Consider the following 23,118-nt stretch of genomic DNA (forward strand, 5'->3'; position numbering starts at 1 on the left):
TATGGCACAGATTCGACTCGATAATATCCGCAAGAGCTTCGGTGTGCTCGAGGTCATCAAGGGCGTTTCGCTTGATATCCGCAAGGGCGAATTCATGGTCTTCGTCGGCCCTTCGGGCTGCGGCAAGTCCACGCTGCTGCGGCTCATCTCGGGGTTGGAGGACATCTCGTCGGGCACGCTGTCCTTCGATGGCGAAGCCGTTAACCGCTTTGCCCCTTCCAAGCGTGGCATCGCGATGGTGTTCCAGTCCTATGCGCTTTACCCGCACATGACCGTGTTCGAGAACATGGCCTTCGGCATGAAGCTATCGGGCCGCAGCAAGGAGGAATGCAACACCCGCGTCGAACAGGCAGCCGGCATGCTGCAGCTCTCGCCTTATCTGGAACGCCTGCCGCGCCAGCTGTCGGGCGGTCAGCGTCAGCGCGTGGCGATCGGCCGCGCCATCGTCCGCGACCCGAAGGTGTTCCTGTTCGACGAACCGCTGTCGAACCTCGATGCTGCGCTGCGTGTCGCGACCCGGCTGGAGATCGCCAAGCTTCACCGCAGCATGCATGGCACGACGATGATCTACGTCACCCACGACCAAGTCGAAGCAATGACGCTGGCCGACCGCATCTGCGTGCTGCGCGACGGCGTCGTCGAACAGGTCGGCACGCCGCTCGAGCTTTACGAGACGCCGAATTCCGTTTTCGTCGCCGGTTTCATCGGCTCGCCGAAGATGAACTTCCTGACGGGCGAATTCTCGGCACCCTACAACGCCCACACCATTGGCGTGCGGGCCGAACACATGCAGATCGTCCAGCAGGCGCCCGCCTGGACGGGAACCGTCATCCATTCGGAAATCCTCGGCTCGGACAGTTTCGTCTATCTCGACATCGGCATCGCCGAACCGCTCGTCGTTCGCGAAACGGGCGTATCGAGCCACCGACCCGGCCAGAAACTGGGCGTCGCCCCGGTAAAGGGCTGCATTCACCGGTTCGACCAATCCGGACGCGCGCTCGAGAGGATGCCCCTCAAAGGCGCGGCCTGACACCCATCAAACCACAGGATCCGACCGCTTCCCATCGGTTTCGGTCCACCATCGCATGAAGGAGCAGTAACTTGGCTATTCGCACCATTGTCTGGGGTGAAAACATCCACGAAACCACCAATGCCATCGTTCGGGGCATCTATCCGGAGGGCATGCACACCACCATCGCCAATGCGCTGAACACCGATCCAGGTATCAGCGCGACGACGGCGACGCTGCAGGAGCCGGAACACGGCCTGACCGAAGCCCGCCTCGCCGAAACCGATGTCCTCACCTGGTGGGGCCACAAAGACCATGGCGCCGTATCCGATGTCGTCGTCGAGCGTGTCGCCAAGCGCGTCTGGGAAGGCATGGGCCTTCTCGTTCTGCACTCCGGCCACTTCTCGAAGATCTTCAAGCGCCTGATGGGCACGCCCTGCGCGCTGAAGTGGCGCGAGGCCGGCGAGCGCGAACGCCTCTGGACCATCAACCCGCGCCACCCGATCGCAGCCGGTATCGAGGAGAATTTCGTGCTGGAAAACGAGGAAATGTACGGCGAGCAGTTCTCCGTACCGGAGCCGCTGGAAACCGTCTTCATTTCCTGGTTCCAGGGCGGCGAAGTCTTCCGTTCGGGCCTCACCTGGCGCCGTGGCGCGGGCAACATCTTCTACTTCCGCCCCGGCCATGAAACCTATCCCACCTATCATGATGCCAACGTCCAGAAGGTACTCATCAACAGCGTGAAATGGGCTTATAACCCGCAGGGCGATCTCAAGAGCATCACCGATGCCCCGAACGTTCCGGTCGAAAAGGCGCTCGAACCGATCGTCGAGCGCGGTCCGAGACTGCACCAGGCCGGCGAAGCCGGTTACCGCTGAGGAGCATAGCAATGCGTCTACTCGTTCTTGGCACAGGCGTTATGGCCAAAAACCAGGTTGCCAACTTCCTCGCCATTGATGGTGTGGAGGTTGTCGGCGCCGTTGACACCGACCTGGTCCGCCTCGCCGAATTTGCCGATCACTTCCACATCGAGAAGCGTTTCCAGACGCTCGAGGAAGCGATCGCATGGGGCGAATTCGATTCCGCCACCAACGTCACGCCGGATCGCATCCACCACGCGACCAGTCTGGCGCTGATCGCCGCCGGCAAGCATGTGTTTTGCGAAAAGCCGCTGGCGGAAAACTATGCCGACGCTCTGGAGATGACGGAGACCGCGGAAGCTGCGGGCGTCGTCAACATGGTCAACCTGACCTATCGCAATGTGGCTCCTCTGCAGCGCGCCCGCGAAATGGTGCTGGCCGGCGAGCTCGGCACGATCCGCCATGTCGAAGCCTCCTACCTGCAGAGCTGGCTGGTTTCTCGCGCCTGGGGTGACTGGCGCACGGAATCGCGCTGGCTATGGCGCCTGTCGACCGGTCACGGTTCGAACGGCGTGCTTGGCGATGTCGGCATCCACATCCTCGACTTCGCCGCCTATGGCGCAGCAACCGATATCGACCATGTCTTTGCCCGCCTGAAGACCTTCAACAAGGCACCGGGCGGCCAGATCGGCGAATATCTCCTCGACGCCAACGACAGCTTCACCATGTCGGTCGATTTCACCAACGGTGCGCTCGGCGTCATTCACGCCACCCGTTGGGCGACGGGCCACCTCAACGAACTGAAGCTGCGCATCTACGGCGAAAAGGGCAGCCTGGAAGTGATCCATCGTCCCGATGGTTCGGACCTGCGCGGCTGCTTCGGCGAGGACATCGAGACCGCCATTTGGCGCGACATCGAAGTGCCAGCGGTTCTCACCAACTACCAGCGCTTTGCTGAAGCGGTCAGAACCGGAAAGCAGGACGACCCGACCTTCCGCCACGCTGCCAACCTGCAGAAGGTCATCGACCTTGCGATCGTGTCGGAGAAGGAGCGGCGGGAGCTCAATCTGCTGGAGGCCTCCGAACAGGATAGCCCAGCAGACAAGCGGATACCGCCGCTGACTGTCGTGGTCTGATGCAAGCGACGCGCTGCCAGCCAGAAGCAATAAGGGCCCGCTCATGCGGGCCTTTGTCGCCTTGGGTTTGCTATCGAAGGCGCTCTGCGAGGAGACCAATCAAAGCCGCATCGGCATTTGCGAAAGCGAGCCTCAGATAACGCTCCTGCCCTTCTCCGAAATAGCTTCCGGGCAAGCAAACGACGCCCGCCTGCTTTGCCAGCCGCTCCGCGACGGCCGATGAGCCGAGCTGTTCAAAGGGATGACGGATGAAGGCGAAGTAGGCGCCGATCGCGCCGATCTCCCAACCGGGCAAGCCTGCCATTACGGCCCTGAGCGCATCCGCGCGGCGCGCGATTTCCAGACGGTTGCCTGCACGCCAACCGGCGAGGATCGGCATCGCCCCGGCAACGGCGATCTGCGCAGCGCGCGGAGCGCAGATCTGCATATTGTCCATCACCTTGGTAATCTCGGCGACGACGCTCGCACCGGCCGTGATCGCCCCGAGGCGATGGCCGGGAATGCAGAAGGACTTCGAAAAGCTGTAAAGCAGGATGAGCGTGTCTTCCCAGCCCGGAATTGTCAGCAGCGGATGCGGCGCGCCGTAGCCATCGGGCAGAAAGTCGCGATAGGTCTCGTCGACGATCAGCCACGCCCCGTGCTTGCGGCACAACATCAACAGGTCGCGCAGCAACGCCGGCGGATAGATCGCGCCGGTCGGATTGTTCGGCGTGACGATCGCCAGCACCTTCGCACCTCCGGCCAGAGCCTTTTCGGCGGACTGAACGTCTGGCAAGAAACCATTCTGCGCATCGCACTCGACGAGGGCACGCTTGATGCCGAGCATCGACAGCGTCGTTTCCTGATTGAAATAGAACGGATTGGTCAACGCCACCGTATCGCCGCAACCGGCAAGCGCAATCGCCACGGACATGAAGGCCTGATTGCAGCCGGCGGTTATATGGATGTTGTCTGACGACACCGCGGCGCCGTAGAGTGCCGACATGTGCCGCGTATAGGCTTCCCGCAGCACGCCCTCGCCCTCGATCGGCCCGTAGCCGGTCATCTTCGGTGAGGACGCGGCTTCGCCCAACAGCCGCAGCATATCGGGGTGCGCGGGATAGCCGGGCACCGCCTGCGAAAGGTCGACCAGCGGCCCCTTCGCGCCCTTGTATTCACGAGCCCAAGCGAGGACGGACGGGATGGGCGGGGGAGACAGTCGCGAAACAAGCGGATTGGGTTCGGCAGACATGCGTATCTCTTATGGAACGAGGTGGACCAGCACTCCTGCACAAAATCGGCTGCCTCGGCAACATGCATTCGAGCGTCAGGAACCGCAGAAAGCCTTGAGCTTTGAAAGCTTCGGCACGTTGATATGCCGATTGGCAACGATCCCGATCATCCCCTCGGCCTTCAGCTTCGACATCTGACGGGAAACGGTTTCGATCGTCAGCCCGAGGAAGTCCGCAATATCCGCCCGCGATAGCGGCAGGTCGAACTGGCGCCGGTCGCCGGTCGCCTCGGGATCGAGGTGCGTCGCGATCAGGAGCAAGAAGCTTGCGACCTTCTCCGCCGCCGTCTTGCGCCCCAGCGTCACCATCCAGTCGCGCGCTTCATCCAGCTCGCGCAGTGTTTGCGTCATCAGACGTTCGGCAAGCGCGGGGTTGCTCTTGACCATGCGCTCCAGCGCAACCTTTGGAATGCGACAGAGGTTGAGGTCGGATGCCGCCTCCACCGACACGGCATTCTCGTCGGCATTCAGTCGGCCAAGGAGATCGGGAGCGAATTGCAGTCCAACGATCTGCTGGCGTCCGTCTTCCAGCGTCTTCGTGAGCTTCACGACGCCACGGATCACAGTGGCGTAGGATTCGGCCGGCATCTTCTCGCCAGCCAGCTCATCGCCGGCTTCGTGGTTGACGAGGCGCGTATGCGCAGAAAGCGCCTGCAACTCATCGGCGCTGAGCGCGCCGCATATGCCCTTGTGGCGGACCTCACAACTCATGCAACGGACTGGTATGTTTGAATTATGTATGTCTTTGCGCATCAAATCAGCTCCGCGCAAAAGCATAGACGACAGCCACAGCGGGAGAACAGCGTTTTCTTGATCGAAATCAAAGTGTCACCGGATCGGCTGACGAGCTTCGACGGCAACACCTTCGCCATCAGGCCGAAGGGCCGGCCTTTCGTTCGGGTGATCGCCGCGACGTTCGACCGCTACCTCAATCAGGGACAGGCGAAACATTCCGTCGCCGTTTGATCCAGATCACGTTTTGCCGCGGCGAACCTTCGTATGACTGACCGCGACACCAAATTGCCGCAGCCCTCACTTGCCGATTGCCGATAGAGCCGACCCAGTTATAGTAGTTTCAGAAATTTCTGAAATCACAGACATAACGGAAACAGAGATGAACCTTCCGCCGCTTGTTCAATCCTTCGTTCTGCACTTTGGTGAAATGGGCTCGCGCTGGGGCATCAACCGCACGGTCGGCCAGATCTACGCCCTGCTCTACGTGTCGCCTTCGCCGCTCTGCGCTGAGGAAATCGCCGATTCCCTCGGCATCTCGCGATCGAACGTGTCGATGAGCCTGCGCGAACTGCAGACCTGGAACCTCGTCCTGCTGAAGCACCGACCCGACGACCGGCGCGACTTCTTCACGACGCCAGATGACGTCTGGCTGATCCTGCGCACGCTGGCCGAGGAGCGCAAAAAGCGCGAGGTCGATCCGACGCTCTCGGTGCTGCGGGAAATCCTCATGCAGCGGCCGGCAAGCGAGGCCGAGCGTCATGCGCAGGAACGCATGAGCGAGATGCACACGCTGATCGAACAGCTAACGCATTGGTACGAGGACGTAAAACAACTTGAAACCGAACGGCTTGCAACGTTACTCTCGCTCGGAGCGAAAGTGACGAAGCTGTTGGAGGCCAAGGACCGAGTCGTTTCGCTCGGCCGCAGCCGCCGGCCCAATCCTGCGAACAAGAGTTAGCGCTATGGGGAGTGCTTACTTAGACGCAAAAGGAAAGCAGGCTTTCGGCAAGCCGGCAAAAACCGTGCCCGGACATGGTGGGTTGCGAAAGACAGCCGCGATCCAGACCCTGGCATCGCTCATGTGGATCCCACAGGCGGCACTTCTCGCCACTGCAGTCGGCCGGATTGCCGATGGCGGCGGCTTCACCAATGTTCTGTGGCCCGCCGTCTACATCGCCCTGCTCGGCATAGCGAAAAGCTGTCTCGAGGCAGCTGGCGGCCGCATGGCATTTCGCGCCGCGCGCGCCGAGCTGACAGCGCGGCGTGAACTGGCCGCCGCAGCCCTCGCCCGACGCTCGCCGATCGACAGCACGAAGCCGAGCTCCGGCGAGGCCGCAAGCGTTCTCGGCGAGCAGGCCGAGATGATCGTTGCCTATCTCTCGCGCTTCCAGCCGGCTCGCTTCAAGGCGAGTGCCGTACCGCTGGTCATCCTTGCCTGCGTCTTCCCGATTTCGTGGATTGCCGCCCTCATTCTCTTGATCGCCATGCCGCTGATCCCGGTCTTCATGGCATTGATCGGCTGGCGCGCGCAGGCGGCAAGCGAAAAACAGCTGGCAGCGACCGGCGGCCTCAACGGTTTCCTCCTCGACCGGCTGCGCGGGCTGGCCACCATCCGCGCGCTTGGTGCCGTCGACGCGACCGCGACGAGGCTGAGAGCCGACGCCGACGCGCTGAAGGTCCGGACGATGGCTGTGCTGAAGATCGCCTTCCTGTCGTCGGCCGTTCTGGAGCTTTTCGCGGCTCTGGGCGTCGCGCTGGTCGCCGTTTACATCGGCTTCTCCCTGCTTGGAGAAATCCGCTTTGGCGCCTGGACAGCCGGGCTCCACCTGACGACCGGCCTCTTCGTGCTGCTGCTTGCGCCCGCCTTCTTCGAGCCGCTGCGCGAACTCTCGGCCGTCTGGCATGACCGCGCCGCCGGTGAAGCTGCGATCAAGGCGATCGATGCGCTGAGCACTGGCGGCCTCATGCTGCCCGAGGACGCCGACCCATGCGCAGGCAAGCCAACCACGCCAGCTGGCGCCATCCGACTGCAGAATGTCGGCTTCCGCTACGGCAAGGATACCGGCATGACGATCGACGCCTTCGATCTGAACATCCGCCCCGGCGAGCATGTCGCACTGCTCGGCGCCAGCGGCTCTGGAAAATCGACCCTGCTCGCCCTGATTGCCGGCCAGGCTGCGTGCGAGACCGGCAGCATCACCATCGACGGACAGCCAGCCAACCCCGCCCTCCGGGCCAAGATCGCCTGGGTCGGCCAGAAGCCGCACATATTTGCAGGCACGATCGCAGGCAACATTTCTCTCGGTCGGCCCGGCGTTTCGATGCAGGCCGTGGCGAGGGCGCTCGAGCTCGCCAAGCTCGGCCGCTTCGCCCGCAGTCACGCTCGACGCCCGCTCGGCGATGGCGGCATGGGACTTTCCGGCGGCGAAGCGCTGCGCCTCGCAATCGCCCGCGCCGCCTGCAATGCGGACGCCTGCATCGTGCTTGCGGACGAGCCGACCGCGCACCTCGACGCCGAGACCGCAAGCGAGATCACCGAGGGCCTGCTTGCTCTTGCAAGGGGACGCACGCTTGTCGTTGCGACCCATGACCCGCGGCTTGCCGCGCGCATGGACCGGACGATCGCCCTCGATCTCGAAACCGCACGGGAGGCCGCCGAATGAGCGCATCGCTTTCCAACCTCAAGCCGATCGTCAAGCTCTTCCTGACCGAACGACGCCGCGGCTTGATCCTCGGGGCAGCACTTTCGGCGACCACGGTATCTGCAGGGATTGCCCTGCTCGGCCTCTCCGGCTGGTTCATCACGGCAACCGGCATCGCCGGGCTTTCGGCAGCAACGCTCGCCACCTTCGACGTCTTCATGCCGTCGGCCGGCATTCGCCTGCTTGCGCTCGGCCGGGCCGCTTCGCGCTACGGCGAGCGGCTCACCACCCATGACGCAACGCTGAGCGTGCTCGCCGCTCTGCGCGAACGCTTGTTTCGTGGATGGTCCGTGCCCGGTGCCGCCAGGCAGCTTGCACGCCGGCCCGCCCGCCTGCTCTTCCGCCTGACGGGCGACATCGACGCGCTCGATTCCCTTTACCTGCGCGTGCTGGTTCCGGCAGGCGTTGCGATCTGCGCGGCGATTGCCGCGAGCATCGCGCTCGGCCTCATGCATCCACTCTTCGGACTGGCGGCCGGCATCGTGCTGGTTGCCGCCGGTCTCGGCATTCCCTTCGTCGCCGGACGTCGGGCCGCAAAGCACGCTCGCCGCCGTGCCTATGGCATAGAGGCGGTTCGCGCGCGCACCGTTGATCTCGTCGCCGGCCAGACGGACTTGCTGATGGCCGGGTGCCTTGATGCGCAGCGTGCGGCGATCGCCGATGCCGACCGCTATGCCGCTTGCGCCGACGACCGCCTCAACCGCGTCGAAGCCGGCGTCACATTCGGCTTCGGCCTCACCGCTACCGCGTTGCTCAGCGGTTCGCTAATGGCTGGGGCAGCATTGAGCGTAGCGGGCACGATCAGCCCGCCGGTCGCCGCGCTCGGGGTGCTGATGATCTTCGCCGCAGTCGAGCCCTTCGGTGCGCTGCGCCGTGGTGCGATGGAGCTCGGCCGAACCCTGCTTGCCGCCCGCCGCATCGCGCCGCGCCTGTCGGCAGATGAAGACGCACACCGCAACGCTGCATCGGCTCCCGGTCTGGCGTTCCGCCTGAACGAAGTGACCGCGGGATATGACGCGGAAATGCCTGTGCTAGGTGACATCAACCTCGATCTAGAGGCCGGCGAAAAACTCGCATTGATCGGCGCAAGCGGTAGCGGCAAATCGACACTCCTTTCGCTTCTCGCAGCCGAAATGCAGGCCCGCCACGGAGCCGTCGAATGCGTCGACGCGACCCTGCTGACGCAGCGCACGGAGCTTTTCCAAGATAGCGTTCGCGGCAATCTGCAACTCGCGAGCCCCGGTGCGAGCGACGTCGCGCTGCATGGGGCGCTCGCCGCCGCCGGTCTCCTGCGCGCCGTCGTCGCTCTGCCGCGCGGCCTCGACACGCCGCTTGGCGAAGGCGGCATGGGGCTCTCGGGCGGTCAATCGCGCCGCCTTGCCCTCGCCCGCCTCTTCCTGCGCGACGCGCCGCTCTGGCTGCTGGATGAGCCGACGGAAGGCCTCGATGGCGCAACCGCGCGCGATGTCATGAGCCGTCTGGTGGAGAAAGCGGAGGGACGCTCGCTCGTCATCGCCACGCATATCCGTCGGGAGGCCGCGATCGCGGACGTCATCGCGGTCATGGAGGATGGGCGCATCACAGACGTTTCGCGCCGCGGAGAGGCCGCGTTCGAAAAGGCTTTGAACCGGCTGAGACCGGACTGAGCCACACCGCATGACTGCCAGGCAATCCGGTTTGGCGGGAACCCTTCGTACCCCGTGGGACCGTGGGAGAAAGACAATGGAACTAGACATCGTCGCGCTATCGCGCTTCCAATTTGCGCTGACTGCACTTTACCATTTTTTATTCGTGCCTTTGACGCTCGGGCTCTCCGTGCTGCTCGCCATCATGGAAACCGTCTACGTCATGACGGGCCGCCAGGTCTGGCGGCAGATGACGAAGTTCTGGGGCATACTCTTCGGCATCAACTTTGCAATCGGGGTCGCCACCGGCATCGTCATGGAGTTCCAGTTTGGCATGAACTGGAGCTACTACAGCTACTATGTCGGCGATATTTTTGGCGCACCGCTGGCCATCGAAGGGCTGATGGCGTTCTTCCTTGAAGCAACCTTCGTCGGCCTGTTCTTCTTCGGATGGGACAAGCTTTCGAAGGTCGGTCACCTGGTCGCGACATGGTGCGTGGCACTCGGCTCCAACTTCTCGGCTCTCTGGATCCTCGTCGCCAACGGCTGGATGCAGAACCCGGTCGGCTCGGCGCTCAATCCGCAGACAATGCGCATGGAAATCACCAGTTTCTTCGACGTGGTCTTCAATCCGGTCGCCCAGGCGAAATTCGTCCACACCGTATCGGCCGGTTATGTCTGTGCATCGATCTTCGTGCTCGGCGTCTCAGCCTGGTACCTGCTGAAGGGTCGACACCTCGAAATCGCCAAGCGTTCAATGACGGTTGCGGCATCGTTCGGCCTGGCATCGGCGCTTTCGGTCGTCGTCCTCGGTGACGAAAGCGGCTACCTCGCAACCGAAAACCAGAAGATGAAGCTCGCCGCCATCGAGGCGATGTGGGAGACGGAACCAGCGCCCGCCGCCTTCACCGCCTTCGGCTTCCCCGACCAGGAAGCGCGCGAGACGCATTTTGCCATCCATATTCCCTGGGTCATGGGTTTGATCGGCACACGCTCGCTGACGACGGAGATCCCCGGTATCGACAAGCTCGAGCAGCAGGCGGAAGCCCGCATTCGCGACGGTATCAAGGCCTACGACGCGCTGATGCAGATCCGCGCCGCGGCAACGCCGGACGGTATCGCACCTCAGGTCCGCACCTCGTTCGAGGAACTGGGACACCAGCTCGGCTACGCTCTTCTTCTGAAGCGCTACGTCGACGATCCGCGCCAGGCCACCGACGCGCAGATCACCCAAGCCGCACGGGACACGATCCCGCATGTACCGACGCTCTTCTGGTCGTTCCGCATCATGGTCGGGCTCGGCATGTTCTTCATTGTCTTGACGGCCACCTTCTTCTGGCTCTCGGCACGGCGTCATCTGGACAAGTACCCGCTCCTGCTGAAGATTGCCGTCTTCGCGATCCCGCTTCCCTGGATTGCCATCGAATCGGGTTGGATCGTTGCTGAAATCGGCCGTCAGCCGTGGGTCATCGAAGGCGTTCTACCGACGGCAATGGCGGTGTCGAGCCTCGGCGCAAGCACGGTACTGCTGACGATCATCGGCTTTGCCGCGCTCTACACCACGCTCATCATCGTCGAGATGACGCTGATGATCAGAGCCATCCAGAAGGGGCCGGAGCCGGACGACGAGCCGGAAGCAGAGCTTATTTCCGAAACCCTCGTTCCCGCTGCGGAGTAATCCATCATGGTCCTTTACGAACTGATAGACTACGAAATCCTGCGCTTGATCTGGTGGCTGCTTCTCGGCGTACTCCTGATCGGCTTTGCCGCCACGGATGGCTTCGACCTCGGCGTCGGCACGTTGTTGCCTTTCGTCGCCAAGACGGATACCGAGCGCCGCGTCGCCATCAACACGATCGGCCCTGTCTGGGAAGGAAACCAGGTCTGGCTGATCGTTGGCGGGGCCGCTACTTTCGCCGCCTGGCCGCCGCTTTATGCAGTGTCGTTCTCGGGCTTCTACCTCGCGATGTTCGCGATCCTGTTTGCGCTCATCCTGCGCCCGGTCGGCTTCAAGTATCGCTCCAAGCGCGAGAGTGCCCGCTGGCGCAACAACTGGGACTGGGCGCTGTTCGTCGGTGGTTTCGTACCGTCGCTGATCTTCGGCGTCGCCGTTGGCAACGTGCTGCAAGGCGTGCCGTTCCGCTTCGACCCGGCTGACATGCGCATCTTCTACGAGGGCTCGTTCTTTGGCCTTCTCAACCCTTACGCTCTGCTTTGTGGCCTGCTCTCGGTCGCCATGTTCGTCATGCACGGCGCTTCCTGGCTGGTCCTGAAAGCAAGCGGCACGGTCGCCGAACGGGCAAGACGCTATGGCAGCCTCGCCGCGCTCGCCGTCATAGTCCTTTTCGCACTCGGCGGCATCTTCCTGGCGCTTGGTGTGAGTGGCTACAGCATCACCAGCGAGATCAATCGGGCCGGCCCGTCGAACCCTCTGCTCAAGACGGCCACCCACGATGGCTCCTGGCTGGCGAACTATGGCACCTACGCGTGGATGCTGATTGCGCCGGTCCTCGGCTTCCTCGGAGCAGCAGCCGCCTTCCTCGCCCTTCGGGCAAAATGGGAAGTCGCTACCCTGCTCTTCAGCAAGCTCTCGATCTTCGGCATCATCTCGACCGTCGGTCTCTCGATGTTTCCGTTCATCCTGCCCTCCTCACTCGACCCGAGGTCGAGCCTGACGGTATGGGATGCCTCGTCGAGCCACATCACGCTGTTCGTCATGCTTGTCGTGTCGCTGATCTTCCTGCCGATAATCGTCGCCTACACCGCCTGGGTCTACAAAGTCCTCTGGGGCAAGGTCGATGAAGAGACCGTCAACGACAAGAGCGGCCACGCTTACTGAAGGAGAAAGACGATGTGGTATTTCGCATGGATCCTCGGCCTGCCGCTGGCCGCCGCCTTCGCCGTCCTCAACGCCATGTGGTATGAGCTGATGGACGACGAAGCCAAGAAGCGAAAGCAGTAGCGCTTAGGCGTCCTGTTTGAAACCAACGAAGGGACGGTCTGCGCAGGCGCTCGTCCCTTTTTTGCCTGAGAGACGTCAGCTACGAAATTCTGATGCTCACGAACTCAAAGATTAATAGCTCCGGCCAATAGCTGGGGCTAATAGCTGGCCTCGACGAAAATCCGGGCCAGAGCTTCGACGCCGGCCTGATCCTCGGCCTCGAAGCGCGACGCGGTCGGGCTGTCCAGATCGATGACGCCAAGGATTTTACCGTTGTGTTGAAGCGGCACCACGAGTTCCGAACGCGAGGCGGCGTCACAGGCGATATGCCCGGGAAACGCATATACGTCCTCGACGAGGATCGAAGTCCCCTTTTCCACAGCCGTACCGCAGACCCCGCGGCCCACTGCGATTCGAACGCACGCGGCCTTGCCCTGGAATGGTCCAAGAACCAGCTCCTTGTCCGATTTCAGGAAGTAGAAGCCCGCCCAGTTCAGATCCGGCATCATTTCGAACATCAGAGCCGATGTATTCGCGGCATTGGCGATCGTATCGCTTTCGCCATGCAGCAGCCCCTTCAGCTGCTGGCAAAGCTCTTTGTAGAAATCGGCCTTGTTGGCGGAATTTATGGTCGCGGCCTGAAACATATCCGTTATCGCTTCCGTTTGCGTGGTGAGCGTCGATATAGGGGCACGCATCCCGATTGCCAAACGCAATCGTGAGGAGCAGGATGGACCATCATGTCACTAGATGGCGATAGTGATCAGCAACCATCTTGTCGGTCGATGATCCGACTCTATGTAGTGCCCTGTCGCGACCTATTGCGGGTCGCGAGTTAAATCGGCCGGCAGCTGCGGTTTGCGCGCACGGCGATATCGGGCGACGGTCAGGTAAAACGCAGCCGCCCCTCATTGTTAGGGCATTCCGACGAGCGCAGCAGCTATCTCGGCAGGGCTGCGCAAGAAGTCATGAAGCCGCTTCGGCTGGGCAGATTGATCCATTGATTTCAAGCAGAGGTAAGGACGATGACACCGGAAGACAGACGGGCGGTCTTTAGCCACCGCCAGATAGCGGCAATCATTGAAGGCATCATGCAGGAAGACGGCACCGAGGAGCCGATCACGGGAAAATCGCTTGGCGAGGCGATCCTCTTCGTATCGGAAGAAGCGGCGACCAGCGCATCCAGCGCCCATGTCATTTACGGCGAGAACGGCTCGCTTAGCTATACCGATTGCCTGAGCGTTTACCGCGACTACGGCGTGGCTCTTCGCCAGACGCCGAATTGAGACAGAGCGCTGGGCGGGCCGCGCCCAGCGCTCTTCCCCGTAAGCAGAAGGATGCAGTCGATATGGCGAAGCGAAGTGCAGGCCTGCTGATTTACCGCCTCCATGATGGTGGCTACGAGGTCCTCCTGGTTCACCCGGGGGGGCCTTACTGGGCAAAGAAGGACATCGGCGCCTGGTCGATCCCCAAGGGCCTCGTCGACGAGGACGAAGATGAACTTGATGCGGCAAGACGTGAAGCCCGCGAAGAGCTGGGCGTCGACGTCGAAGGAAGCTTTCACCATCTCGGGGAGTACAAGCAACCCGGTGGCAAGATCGTTGCTGCCTGGGCGGTCGAGGCCGACATCGATCTCAAAGCAACTGCCAGCAATCGCTTCCAGATGGAGTGGCCGCCGCGCTCCGGCGTGATGGTTGAATTTCCCGAAGTGGATCGGGCCGAATGGTTCACGCTGGCGGATGCGGAGCGAAAGATCCTGAAAGGTCAGCACCCCCTGCTCGTGGATTTCCGTCGACGGCGGTCGCAAAGTCCCCTGGAGGCATATGCGAGCTGATCAATGATGACAGCCGGGCTTGCGATTGTGCATAGCAGCTATTCGCAATCAGCTCTCGCGTTGCCGTCGGCGGTCCGTAAGAGTTCAAAACACTCTCCTGCGGACGAATCTAGAAACATGACAGCCCATTCTTCGCCGCTGCGCGGTGTTCTCGTCGCGTTCGGCGCCTATGCCGTATTTGCCTTCAGCGATGCATCGATCAAGATATTGCACGGCGGCGTGCCGGCCTATCAGATCGCCTTCATCGGTGCACTGTTCGGCTGCGCAGCACTGCCCTTCATCAAGGGCAGAGATGACACCTGGGTCGATATCGTCAGAAGCACGAACCGCACCCTTTGGCTGCTGAGGTTCGCCTGCGGCGCCATAGGAGCAATCGCTTCGATCATCACGTTCACAAAGCTGCCGATGGCTGAGGCCTTCTGTCTGCTGTTCCTTCTGCCGTCGTTCGTGACCATTCTGTCGGTCATCTTTCTCGGGGAAGACGTACGCTGGCAGCGCTGGGCCGCCGTCATCGTCGGCTTCGTCGGCGTTCTGGTCGTGCTCCGTCCGGGCTTCCGCGAGTTGTCGGTCGGTCATCTTGCGGCGGCGATCGGCGGCCTGGCTGCAGCAATCTCGATCGTCATCATGCGAAAGATGGGGCCGGCCGAAAAGCGCCTGTCGCTGTACGGCGCAGCCTTGCTCGGCACGCTCGCCGTCAGTGGCATCCTGATGCTGTCGGAGGTGGTTGTTCCAACCCCGCGCCAGTGGCTCTTCATCGCAAGCTATGGCCTGCTTGGCGCGGCCGGTAACGTGCTGCTGATGACAGCCGCCCGGCTCGCACCGGCAAGCCTGGTCGCCCCTCCGCAGTACAGCCAGATGTTGTGGGCGATCGCATTCGGATATCTGATCTTCGACGACACCATCGACCTTCCGATGGCTGCCGGCATCGTTCTCATTATCTGCTCGGGCTTGCTGACGCTGGCCCGTGAAAAGAAGCGTGGTACGCCGCTGCCGCGAGCCGTCGTTTCGGCTGACAGCCAGGCGCCGCTTGCAACATCGACCGACGAGACCGGCGACGTGGAGCGACCAGCTCAAACGGCCTTACACGCGATTTCTCAAGCCTAAAAAAACGCCTTTGCCGAGGTCGAATGACGTTGGCAAAGGCGGTCTTCTATGTTTTCAGGGTCTGGTGATCGGGACCGTTAGCGGCGCAGGACCGGGCAGCCGCGGATATTGCCGAAGCTGATTTCATCGGCGCCACGGCGCGTCCAGCCCTCGACGATCACGCGGCGGGGCGTGACGTCGACCACGCGGGTACGACGAAAACCGTAGTCGCGCGCGATATCTTCTGCGAGCCGAGGGTCGCAGCCACGCTGACGCCGCTGCGGGCGATCATAGTCAGGCGGTGGCGGGCGGTAGTAACCGGGAGGCGGTGGCGGGCGACCATTGCCAATGTAGACGTCTACCTGAGCGGATGCCGGTGCAGCTGCCCCGGCAACAGTGCCGGCGGCGAGCAGCGTCGCAAGGCCCGCCTTGGCCAGAAATTGCATCATCGAAAGTTCTCCATCGGGGTGCGGCAGGGCCCTTCCCCATTCGATACACTCTTACCGGCAAGGTCAGGTCCAACCTTTCCGGATCTGCGCATTCATATGCGATTCGCACAAAGCAGGGTGAAAATGGCGTGGCCAAGGCAAGCTGACGGCGCATTTGTGGATGACGCCAATCAGCGGCGGATCAAGGGGCAGCCGCGAACGTTGGCGAAAACCATCCGGTCCCAGCCCCGATAATTGCGGCCGGAAACGACCACACGCCGGCCCGTGACGGTCGTGACGCGCGCGTAACGCAGACCTGTCCAACGTGCCTTCTGGACAGCTTGTACGGGCGAGCAGGCATACACGGGACGGTATTGGACATCGACAACTGGCGCACGTCCCCATTCCGAAGCCGAGGCGGTCGGTGCGCCGAACGGAACCGAGGCCAATGCGATAATGGCGGCAAACGAAGCCTTGGCGATGAAATGGGTCATGATACGAACCTCTGAACCGTCGCTTACATCTCCCATTCGGGATCATGGCGACGATAACCCACTGAAAATGAATGATCTTCGAACCGACCGTTCAGTTCCGGTTCAGCCACCGAGATGCAGCACGATCTCACGCCGATGCGGCCGGTCGCGGTGTTCGAACAGGTAAATCCCCTGCCACGTGCCGAGCGCAAGGCGTCCCCCGACAACCGGAATGCCGATGGAAACCTGCGTCAACGCAGCCTTGATATGCGCCGGCATATCGTCCGGTCCCTCGGTCGTATGAACGATCCAGCCCATCGAGGGATCGGACGCGGGAGGCACCAGTCGGCGAAAGAATGCATCGAGATCGGTGCGGACGTCCGGGTCGGCGTTTTCTTGAATAAGCAGTGAGCATGAGGTGTGGCGCACGAAAACGGTCAGCAGCCCCTCGGCCGCGCCATTGGTGCGAACGAAGGATGCTGCCTCCGCCGTAACCTCGTAAAGGCCCTGGCCCCTGGTGGAAACGCTGATGATCTTCTGGGGCATGGCGCCGGTTCCGCTAAGCGTCTCTTTTACCAGACGTGGCGTTGAGCTGCCCGCATGTCAATGCAGCTTCCTCGCTGCTCAAAGCTGCAGAAAGGGAACGAACCCACCGAAAATCATCCGCTTGCCATCGAAGATCGACTTCCACTCGTCGCCTTGAAGACGAGGGTCTGCCATCACCTTCACCATGATGTCATCGCGCTCCTGGCGTGAGCCATAAACGATCCAGGAAAAAACCACGACTTCGTCGTCGGCAGCCTGCACGGCGCGCGGAAACGAGGTCAGTTCCCCATACGGCACGTCGTCGGCGATGCATTCCACATACTCTTTCGCACCGTAAGACTTCCAGATCGCACCTGTGGTCGCCGAAAAGGCCTTGTACGCCTCCATGTTCTTCTGCGGCACAGCCACGACGAACCCATCGACATAGGACATGGTTTTCTCCCTTTTGCGTTGTAGCACGTCCAAGGACGAACGGAGTTGGCTTGGACCGACAGCCCTCTTCAAATTAAGATTAGGCAGGATCGGCGATAGGCAAGAGACTTGCCGCGAACTTCCAATCGGGAATAATTCGCTGACCGTTGTCGGCACTCCTCCTCTTTCGGCGTCCTTGCCACAGATGAAGCGCCAGGAGGACAACCGATGCAGAAGATCACGCCTTGCCTTTGGTTCGATAACCAGCTCGACGACGCCATCAGCTTTTATAGGACGATATTCAAGAACGCCGGGGACCCGCAGGTGAAGCGAGGCCCGGATGGAAAGGCATTTGCCGCGACGTTCAACCTGGAAGGCCAGCAGTTCATGGGCCTGAACGGCGGCCCTCAGTTCAAGTTCAGTGAGGCCGTCTCATTCTTCGTTCGTTGCAAGGATCAGGCAGAGGTCGACTATTACTGGGAACGGTTGCTCGATGGCGGCAAGCCGCAGCAATGCGGCTGGCTGAAGGACCGGTTCGGCGTCTCCTGGCAGATCATACCCGACGCGCTGATGCGCTATCTCAACGATCCGGACGCAGAAAAGGCCATGCGTGCGCAGGCTGCGATGATGCAGATGGTGAAGATCGATATAGCGGCGCTCGACGAAGCCTACGCAGGCTGAGCGCTGGACATCTCGACAAGCCGGGTCTGATCCTTCGCCTGTGCCTGTGTCTCGGCCTCCTGGCATTGCGTGGTGAGGCGCAGGCTTCGGAACCGCTCGACGAGAAAATCGACGAGCGCGCGAACGGCTGTCGGCAGTCCCCGGGTTGCGGTGAAGACCAGGTAGATCGTCGCCTGGGACATCTGGTGATTGGGCAGAAGGCGCACGAGCCTGCCATCGCGAATTCCCTCGGCGCAGATATGGTCGGGCAGAAGCCCGACCCCTATCCCGGCGTATATCGCTTCCAGCACGGCCGCGACGCTGCGGCAGCTCATGCGCGGCTTGTGCTGATGCCGGTATCGGGTGCCATCGGGTCCAGTGAACTCCCAGACATCCCAGTCCTGCCACTCCGTCAGCGGCCCGGCAAAAGACACCGTCGGAGCGTCGGCGAGGCATTCGACGCCTTCGATCGACGGCAGTGAACGCGCAACTTTCTGGTTCGCCACAAGGATCAGATCCACCTTGCTGAGCACACGCATCGTCAGTTCGGAATCCGTCTCTTCGGCCAATTGCGCGCGAACCGCGAGATCGAGGCGCTCGTTGATGATGTCGACCCGTCGATCCGTACTGAGTATCTGCAGCTGAACCTTGGGGTAACGGTTGAGAAACTCCGGGATCATTGCGCCAAGCGAGCCATCCAGCAAACCGTGAGGCACGCTTATACGAATCTGCCCCTGCGGTTCACCGGTCGCATCGTTGATGGCCTTGGCGGCGCGATCTGCCTCGCGCAGCATGTTTTCGCAGTGATTGTAGAAGGCACGTCCGATGTCCGTCACGCGGAATCGATTGACCGTCCGCTCCAGTAGCCTGACGCCTAGTCTTGCCTCCAGTGCTGTTATGTGCCGGCTGAGCTTCGATTTCGGCATGTTCAGCACCCGCCCGGCGGCGGAAAAGCCATTGTGACGGACGACGGCGGCAAAATAGACGAAATCGTTCAGATCCTGGAAAACACCCTCTGCGTTCAGCATCGGGGCACCCCTTTCAGTCAGCTCGATAGGCCTGCGATCGTTATCGCTTACCGCTACTAAGGGGTGATGCCAACCGCATGGAACGAGAATTCGTTCCAAATTTGGAACACTGCGTTCCAATCCGTGCCCTTCAATTTGGCCTTTGGCGGGACTACTTGCGGTGCGATTTCCTTTGGCGCCGTTGCGATGATGGCGTTAGACGCGCTCCTACGAGCCCGCCGAGAACAGCATGACGATGGCGATGCGCCGTACAGCTGCGACGCTGCGGAATCGCGAGCTTAAGCGTTTGATATTGTTACAAAAAAGCAACAGAAACCATCAAAGAACCGTCGCAAACCGGGATTTCGTTACAGGCAGAATTGATAGATTTAATCAAGGATGAAATTAAGGCTTCAGCGGTTCGCTGATCCGCCAGCCGAAAGGCAAACTACCGGAACGGCCCCATCTCCCCTGGCGGCGGTTCAATCGAAAAGGAAATGGATTTCAAATGAACATACGGATGGCTTTGTTGACCTCCGCCGCAGCGTTTGCTGCTGCGTCTACGCCGGTCTTTGCTGCGGACGCAATCGTCGCAGCTGAACCCGAGCCGGTTGAATACGTCCGCGTCTGCGACGCGTACGGCACAGGCTACTTCTACATCCCGGGCACCGAAACCTGCCTCAAGGTCAATGGTTACATTCGTTTCCAGGTTGACGGCGGCCCGGATGAGAAGGGTACGTCGGACTGGAACGCCTTCACACGCGCCCAGGTTCAGTTCACGGCCAAGAGCGACACGGAATATGGTCCGCTGACCGGCGTGATCGTTTTCCGTAACAACGGCGACAACGCTTCGACCAGCACCATTTTGGACTCGGCATACATTGATATCGCCGGTTTGCGCGCTGGTCTGTTCTACAGCTGGTGGGATGACGACCTTTCAGGCGAGCCAGACGTCCTGTCCAGCTTCGAGACGCTGCACAACTCCATTCGCTACCAGTACGAGAACGGCGATTTCTACGCCGGTATCAGCGTAGACGAGCTTGAAGACGGCTATTACAAGACTGGCGAAAACCCGAACAACGTCGGCGTTGCCTTCGGCATCGGCGGCAAGGCTGGCGCGATCAGCTACCAGGTTATCGGCGGTTACGACACCGACAACGAAGAAGGTGCTGTGCGCGGCATGCTTTTCGCTGATATCGGCCCGGGCACGCTCGGCCTGGCAGCTGTCTATGCGTCTGGCCCGAACTCCTACTACTCTCAGTCGGAATGGACGGTTGCCGCCGAATACGCGATCAAGGCTACCGACAAGTGGACGATTACCCCGATCGCCCAGTACTTCGGTAACTATGTGCCTGATCTGAACACCTTCCACGGCGACTCCTTCGACGGTCTGGGCGATGCATGGAAGGTCGGCATCACCGTCGACTATCAGATTGCCGACAATCTCTACGCCAAGGCAACGGTCGACTACACAGACCCGGACGACGCCGACGAAGTGACCAAGGGCTTCTTCCGCCTGCAGCGCGCGTTCTAATTCGAAATCCCGGCGCCCTGGATCCACCTTGGGCGCCGCCCAGTATTGCGTTTTCTGATCCGTTTGACCTCCGATCAGTTACGGGGACTGGTCCGGTTTCCCTGCCGGACCGTCCTTGCTTTTCCTCCCAAGCATGCCACGCTTCCGCAGCAAGATATCTCGATCAATCAGATGCCATGGGGCAGAACGGTTCCGATATCGAACAACGCTGCTTCAACTCGCCACCGGTGGCGCGCCACACTAACCCGAAAACTCCTCGATAGAGTCCACCCGATCGGGATAGAAGGCGAGATGCTCCTTGATCTCGCTGACCGCGGCATACGGATCTTCATAGGTCCAGATCGCGTTCCCCGCAGTGTCACCACCCGAAACGATGTTGAAATACGAGGCCTCCCCCTTATAGGGGCAAGAGGTATGGTGGTCACTTCGGGTCAGGAGCGCCATGTTGACATCAGCGCGCGGTATGTATTGCACGGCGGGATAGGACGCTTCCTTCAGCGTCAACGCGTTGCGACTGTCGGCAATGACCTGACCGCCGAGCTTTACGACGACGCGCGCCGGATTGGGCCTGACGGTGATTGGATGATCGGGACCAGGTATCTTCATCGGTTGTGCAGACATCGACAGCTCCTTTCGGCCAGACATCAGATATAGGGACCGACGTGGCGAATTTCATGGGCCGGTCGGACGAACGGAATCGCGCTGGCTTCATACGCGTGGCGAACCTGCGCGCATCGTATTGTGCCTTGGCCGCGTTCTACCTCGCCATTGTCGCCCGTCGCTGAAGCGCCCCGAGCCCCAGGACAGCCGCCAACACGCACCCGACGCCGCCGATCTGGTATTTGGACAGCGGTTCACCGAGGATCCCGAAGGCCAGCAACAGCGCTGAGACCGGTGCGACTGCTGTGAAGAGCGACGCCTCAACACCACTCACACGCTCCGCCCCCGCATACCAGAGAATGAAGCCGGCAACAGTCGGCACGAGTGCGTAGTAAATCACCGCCGACATTGCACTTGCAGGCAACGCGCTCGGCACGCCCTCCACCACGAGGGCCGCGACCATGGCGACAATGAAGCCGATCCCCGTCATCAATGCGGATTGCGTCAGCGCCGGGATCGGTGAACTGAGGTTCTTGTTCAGGAGTATGAACAGGCTTTCGCAGATCACGGCTCCGAAAACCAGCGCGTTGCCAAGGAGGGATCCACTCCCTGCGTCGGGCGAAAGAGCAATGAAGAGAACACCGGCTGCCGCCAGCGCGATCGCCAATACCATCGATGAATGTGGTCGCTCGCCCAAAACCGCGACGGAAAGCGCCCCGGCGACGACCGGCAGCGTTCCAATGATGACGCCCGCGTCGGCGGCGGTCGTCAGCCTCAGGCCCGAGATCAGCAAGGTTGTGTAGCCAACGCTACCGGCACCAGCCTGAACGACGAGGATGATCCAGTCGCGAGGCGGCAAGCCTGGCAAGCGCGTCCGGGTCATCCACATCAACAGCACGAAGAACGGGAAGGCCGTGGCGAAGCGCAGAGCTGTTGCCGTGAGTGGCGGCATGCCTGACGCAATGACCCGGCTTGCGATGACCGTGCTGCCGACTGTGATCATCGCCAGGGTCAGATAGAGGTAACCTTGCAAATGTCGCTGCATCGTCTTCTCCTGTTTGCGCAGAAGAAAGACGAAAACCGCACGGCGATCTTGTATGAAATTGCAGCGCAGTCAGGCGACCGCATTCGCATAGGCGCGCGGGGACACGCCGTACTTGCGCACAAACACCCGCGTCATATGGCTTTGGTCGACGAAGCCGCTGGCCACGGCAGCCTCAGCCAAGGGCGCGCCGCCGGCAATCAGGTGTCGGGCAAGATGGATGCGGCGCTGGACCAAATAAGCGTGTGGTGTCATGCCGGTCGCCTTGGCAAAACCGCGCAACACCTGAAATCGGCTGAGCCGGCTTGCGCAGGCGAGATCGGACAGCGAGATTGCGACCGTCGGATCGCAGTCGATCATCTCCTGCGCGGTCCGGATGGAGTGAGGCGCAGCCTGCCGTTCATCCGGCACGACCTTTGCAACGACACGGGCGACGAGTTCAAGAAGGACTTCCTCAAGCTGCAGTCGATGCCCTCCTGCGCTGGTCACCAGCGCAAAGGCTGCCTCGAAGCACGCCGCAATCGCCTTGTCATGCAGTACCGGATGCGAAATCTCGACAGCCGATCGCCGCCCCTGCGTGATCTCGCAGACATTGGCAGCGATCATATCGGGATTGAAGTAGAGGATCCGCCACGATCTGCCCCCACCAATCGGCATGCCATCATGCACTTCGTTCGGATTGACCGTGATGATATCGCCGGCACCCGCCTCAACCATCCCTCGGCCGCTCAGGGACTTTTGCGCACCTGACGAAACCAGCCCGATGCCGAACTGCTCATGCGTATGGCGCGCAAAGCTTTGGTTGCTATCCGCAGCCACGGCCTCGATGCCGGGAACGACCGACCTGAACATGCGAAATTGACTGCGAGCCATGTCTGCGCTTCCGAGGTAACAACGCATAGTGCCAGCACAAGCCACTGAAAACAACGGTGAGCGAAATCGGTCGATGCAGCGATCCCGTCAAGGCTTCAAAACTGGTCAGCCTGACCACTCAATGGATCGTTTCGCGAACATCGTCGTCGGCAAGAATCGCAAAGACGTCCTCAAGCGCGGCGACCAGGATGTCGGTGAGCTCGTCGCCGCGGCTCTCGACAAAGGCCGCCTTGGTTGCCTCATCCTGCAATTCGAAGAAGCGCTCGATCTCGTTCGACATCTCATTGTCCTTTCACGCGCCACCGACATGTGGCGATGGGACAAAGCTATCCCGGCAGTCTTGTGCCGA

General features: G+C 61.3%; 27 protein-coding genes. 15 read left to right on the forward strand and 12 right to left on the reverse strand.

The window, feature by feature from the left end:
- The first annotated feature begins 1 nt into the window (after position 1).
- The 3 genes from LPU83_RS52285 to LPU83_RS52295 all read left to right on the forward strand — a co-directional run bounded on the left by LPU83_RS52285 (position 2) and on the right by LPU83_RS52295 (position 3,005).
- Positions 2 to 1,030 (forward strand): ABC transporter ATP-binding protein, encoded by a 1,029-nt coding sequence (locus tag LPU83_RS52285; RefSeq protein ID WP_024317550.1) that lies wholly within the window; start codon positions 2 to 4, stop codon positions 1,028 to 1,030.
- A gap of 71 nt (positions 1,031 to 1,101) precedes the next feature.
- Positions 1,102 to 1,887: a ThuA domain-containing protein gene (locus LPU83_RS52290; protein WP_024317551.1), complete on the forward strand. Its 786-nt coding sequence runs from the start codon at positions 1,102 to 1,104 to the stop codon at positions 1,885 to 1,887.
- Positions 1,888 to 1,898: 11 nt separating this feature from the next.
- Positions 1,899 to 3,005 (forward strand): Gfo/Idh/MocA family protein, encoded by a 1,107-nt coding sequence (locus LPU83_RS52295; protein ID WP_024317552.1) that lies wholly within the window; start codon positions 1,899 to 1,901, stop codon positions 3,003 to 3,005.
- 70 nt (positions 3,006 to 3,075) lie between these two features.
- Here LPU83_RS52295 and LPU83_RS52300 read toward each other — a convergent pair whose 3' ends face one another.
- Together LPU83_RS52300 and LPU83_RS52305 are read right to left on the reverse strand one after the other, a co-directional pair.
- Positions 3,076 to 4,236, reverse strand: a complete 1,161-nt coding sequence (locus tag LPU83_RS52300) for an aminotransferase (RefSeq protein ID WP_037069884.1) — start codon at positions 4,234 to 4,236, stop codon at positions 3,076 to 3,078.
- Positions 4,237 to 4,311: 75 nt separating this feature from the next.
- Positions 4,312 to 4,986: a Crp/Fnr family transcriptional regulator gene (locus LPU83_RS52305; protein WP_225039693.1), complete on the reverse strand. Its 675-nt coding sequence runs from the start codon at positions 4,984 to 4,986 to the stop codon at positions 4,312 to 4,314.
- Between the two features lie 99 nt (positions 4,987 to 5,085).
- Here LPU83_RS52305 and LPU83_RS52310 point away from each other — a divergent pair, with 99 nt between their 5' ends.
- The 7 genes from LPU83_RS52310 (at position 5,086) to cydX (ending at position 12,299) form a co-directional block, all read left to right on the forward strand.
- Positions 5,086 to 5,241: a hypothetical protein gene (locus LPU83_RS52310; protein ID WP_157997358.1), complete on the forward strand. Its 156-nt coding sequence runs from the start codon at positions 5,086 to 5,088 to the stop codon at positions 5,239 to 5,241.
- Between the two features lie 148 nt (positions 5,242 to 5,389).
- Positions 5,390 to 5,968, forward strand: a complete 579-nt coding sequence (locus LPU83_RS52315; protein WP_024317555.1) for a GbsR/MarR family transcriptional regulator — start codon at positions 5,390 to 5,392, stop codon at positions 5,966 to 5,968.
- A gap of 4 nt (positions 5,969 to 5,972) precedes the next feature.
- Positions 5,973 to 7,673, forward strand: a complete 1,701-nt coding sequence (gene cydD / locus LPU83_RS52320; protein WP_024317556.1) for a thiol reductant ABC exporter subunit CydD — start codon at positions 5,973 to 5,975, stop codon at positions 7,671 to 7,673.
- Complete coding sequence (gene cydC / locus LPU83_RS52325) at positions 7,670 to 9,358, forward strand: thiol reductant ABC exporter subunit CydC (protein ID WP_024317557.1); 1,689 nt, start codon at positions 7,670 to 7,672, stop codon at positions 9,356 to 9,358. Before cydD ends, cydC begins: the two co-directional genes overlap by 4 nt.
- A gap of 76 nt (positions 9,359 to 9,434) precedes the next feature.
- Complete coding sequence (locus LPU83_RS52330) at positions 9,435 to 11,015, forward strand: cytochrome ubiquinol oxidase subunit I (protein WP_024317558.1); 1,581 nt, start codon at positions 9,435 to 9,437, stop codon at positions 11,013 to 11,015.
- A 6-nt stretch (positions 11,016 to 11,021) separates the two neighbouring features.
- The gene (cydB, locus tag LPU83_RS52335) at positions 11,022 to 12,176 is read left to right on the forward strand and encodes a cytochrome d ubiquinol oxidase subunit II (RefSeq protein WP_024317559.1); all 1,155 of its coding nucleotides are present in this window, start codon (positions 11,022 to 11,024) and stop codon (positions 12,174 to 12,176) included.
- A gap of 12 nt (positions 12,177 to 12,188) precedes the next feature.
- Positions 12,189 to 12,299, forward strand: a complete 111-nt coding sequence (gene cydX, locus LPU83_RS52340; protein ID WP_007790147.1) for a cytochrome bd-I oxidase subunit CydX — start codon at positions 12,189 to 12,191, stop codon at positions 12,297 to 12,299.
- A 137-nt stretch (positions 12,300 to 12,436) separates the two neighbouring features.
- Here the strand turns inward: cydX and LPU83_RS52345 are convergent, their stop codons facing one another.
- Positions 12,437 to 12,925 (reverse strand): GAF domain-containing protein, encoded by a 489-nt coding sequence (locus tag LPU83_RS52345; protein WP_024317560.1) that lies wholly within the window; start codon positions 12,923 to 12,925, stop codon positions 12,437 to 12,439.
- 378 nt (positions 12,926 to 13,303) lie between these two features.
- Between LPU83_RS52345 and LPU83_RS52350 the strand changes: the two genes are divergently transcribed.
- The 3 genes from LPU83_RS52350 (at position 13,304) to LPU83_RS52360 (ending at position 15,216) form a co-directional block, all read left to right on the forward strand.
- The gene (locus LPU83_RS52350; protein ID WP_024317561.1) at positions 13,304 to 13,564 is read left to right on the forward strand and encodes a hypothetical protein; all 261 of its coding nucleotides are present in this window, start codon (positions 13,304 to 13,306) and stop codon (positions 13,562 to 13,564) included.
- Between the two features lie 62 nt (positions 13,565 to 13,626).
- Positions 13,627 to 14,112, forward strand: a complete 486-nt coding sequence (locus LPU83_RS52355; protein ID WP_024317562.1) for an NUDIX hydrolase — start codon at positions 13,627 to 13,629, stop codon at positions 14,110 to 14,112.
- Positions 14,113 to 14,229: 117 nt separating this feature from the next.
- Positions 14,230 to 15,216, forward strand: a complete 987-nt coding sequence (locus LPU83_RS52360; protein WP_024317563.1) for a DMT family transporter — start codon at positions 14,230 to 14,232, stop codon at positions 15,214 to 15,216.
- Positions 15,217 to 15,293: 77 nt separating this feature from the next.
- Here LPU83_RS52360 and LPU83_RS52365 read toward each other — a convergent pair whose 3' ends face one another.
- The 4 genes from LPU83_RS52365 to LPU83_RS52380 all read right to left on the reverse strand — a co-directional run bounded on the left by LPU83_RS52365 (position 15,294) and on the right by LPU83_RS52380 (position 17,074).
- Positions 15,294 to 15,644, reverse strand: coding sequence for a hypothetical protein (locus tag LPU83_RS52365; protein ID WP_024317564.1), 351 nt, complete (start codon positions 15,642 to 15,644; stop codon positions 15,294 to 15,296).
- 170 nt (positions 15,645 to 15,814) lie between these two features.
- Positions 15,815 to 16,117, reverse strand: a complete 303-nt coding sequence (locus LPU83_RS52370) for a hypothetical protein (RefSeq protein WP_024317565.1) — start codon at positions 16,115 to 16,117, stop codon at positions 15,815 to 15,817.
- Between the two features lie 102 nt (positions 16,118 to 16,219).
- Positions 16,220 to 16,642: a secondary thiamine-phosphate synthase enzyme YjbQ gene (locus LPU83_RS52375; protein WP_024317566.1), complete on the reverse strand. Its 423-nt coding sequence runs from the start codon at positions 16,640 to 16,642 to the stop codon at positions 16,220 to 16,222.
- Between the two features lie 78 nt (positions 16,643 to 16,720).
- On the reverse strand, positions 16,721 to 17,074 hold the full coding sequence (locus tag LPU83_RS52380; protein WP_024317567.1) for a DUF1428 domain-containing protein: 354 nt from the start codon (positions 17,072 to 17,074) through the stop codon (positions 16,721 to 16,723).
- A 207-nt stretch (positions 17,075 to 17,281) separates the two neighbouring features.
- On the opposite strand from LPU83_RS52380, the gene LPU83_RS52385 reads away from it, so the two are divergent.
- Positions 17,282 to 17,734: a VOC family protein gene (locus tag LPU83_RS52385; RefSeq protein ID WP_024317568.1), complete on the forward strand. Its 453-nt coding sequence runs from the start codon at positions 17,282 to 17,284 to the stop codon at positions 17,732 to 17,734.
- Here the strand turns inward: LPU83_RS52385 and LPU83_RS52390 are convergent.
- The gene (locus LPU83_RS52390) at positions 17,722 to 18,741 is read right to left on the reverse strand and encodes a LysR substrate-binding domain-containing protein (RefSeq protein WP_037069890.1); all 1,020 of its coding nucleotides are present in this window, start codon (positions 18,739 to 18,741) and stop codon (positions 17,722 to 17,724) included. The genes LPU83_RS52385 and LPU83_RS52390 overlap by 13 nt on opposite strands.
- Positions 18,742 to 19,228: 487 nt before the next feature.
- Between LPU83_RS52390 and LPU83_RS52395 the strand changes: the two genes are divergently transcribed.
- Positions 19,229 to 20,254 carry a porin gene (locus LPU83_RS52395; RefSeq protein ID WP_024317049.1) on the forward strand — a complete coding sequence of 342 codons (1,026 nt, stop codon included), beginning with the start codon at positions 19,229 to 19,231 and terminating at the stop codon, positions 20,252 to 20,254.
- 240 nt (positions 20,255 to 20,494) lie between these two features.
- Here the strand turns inward: LPU83_RS52395 and LPU83_RS52400 are convergent, their stop codons facing one another.
- The 4 genes from LPU83_RS52400 to LPU83_RS73080 form a co-directional block, all read right to left on the reverse strand.
- On the reverse strand, positions 20,495 to 20,875 hold the full coding sequence (locus LPU83_RS52400) for a DUF427 domain-containing protein (protein ID WP_024317050.1): 381 nt from the start codon (positions 20,873 to 20,875) through the stop codon (positions 20,495 to 20,497).
- A gap of 136 nt (positions 20,876 to 21,011) precedes the next feature.
- A complete protein-coding gene (locus LPU83_RS52405) occupies positions 21,012 to 21,899 on the reverse strand; it encodes a DMT family transporter (protein WP_024317051.1) in 888 nt (295 codons plus the stop codon).
- A 69-nt stretch (positions 21,900 to 21,968) separates the two neighbouring features.
- Positions 21,969 to 22,769: an AraC family transcriptional regulator gene (locus LPU83_RS52410; RefSeq protein ID WP_024317052.1), complete on the reverse strand. Its 801-nt coding sequence runs from the start codon at positions 22,767 to 22,769 to the stop codon at positions 21,969 to 21,971.
- Positions 22,770 to 22,887: 118 nt separating this feature from the next.
- Complete coding sequence (locus LPU83_RS73080; protein WP_167546210.1) at positions 22,888 to 23,049, reverse strand: hypothetical protein; 162 nt, start codon at positions 23,047 to 23,049, stop codon at positions 22,888 to 22,890.
- Positions 23,050 to 23,118 lie beyond the last annotated feature (69 nt).

This window comes from Rhizobium favelukesii, from assembly GCF_000577275.2.
GTDB classification, from domain to species: Bacteria; Pseudomonadota; Alphaproteobacteria; order Rhizobiales; family Rhizobiaceae; genus Rhizobium; species Rhizobium favelukesii.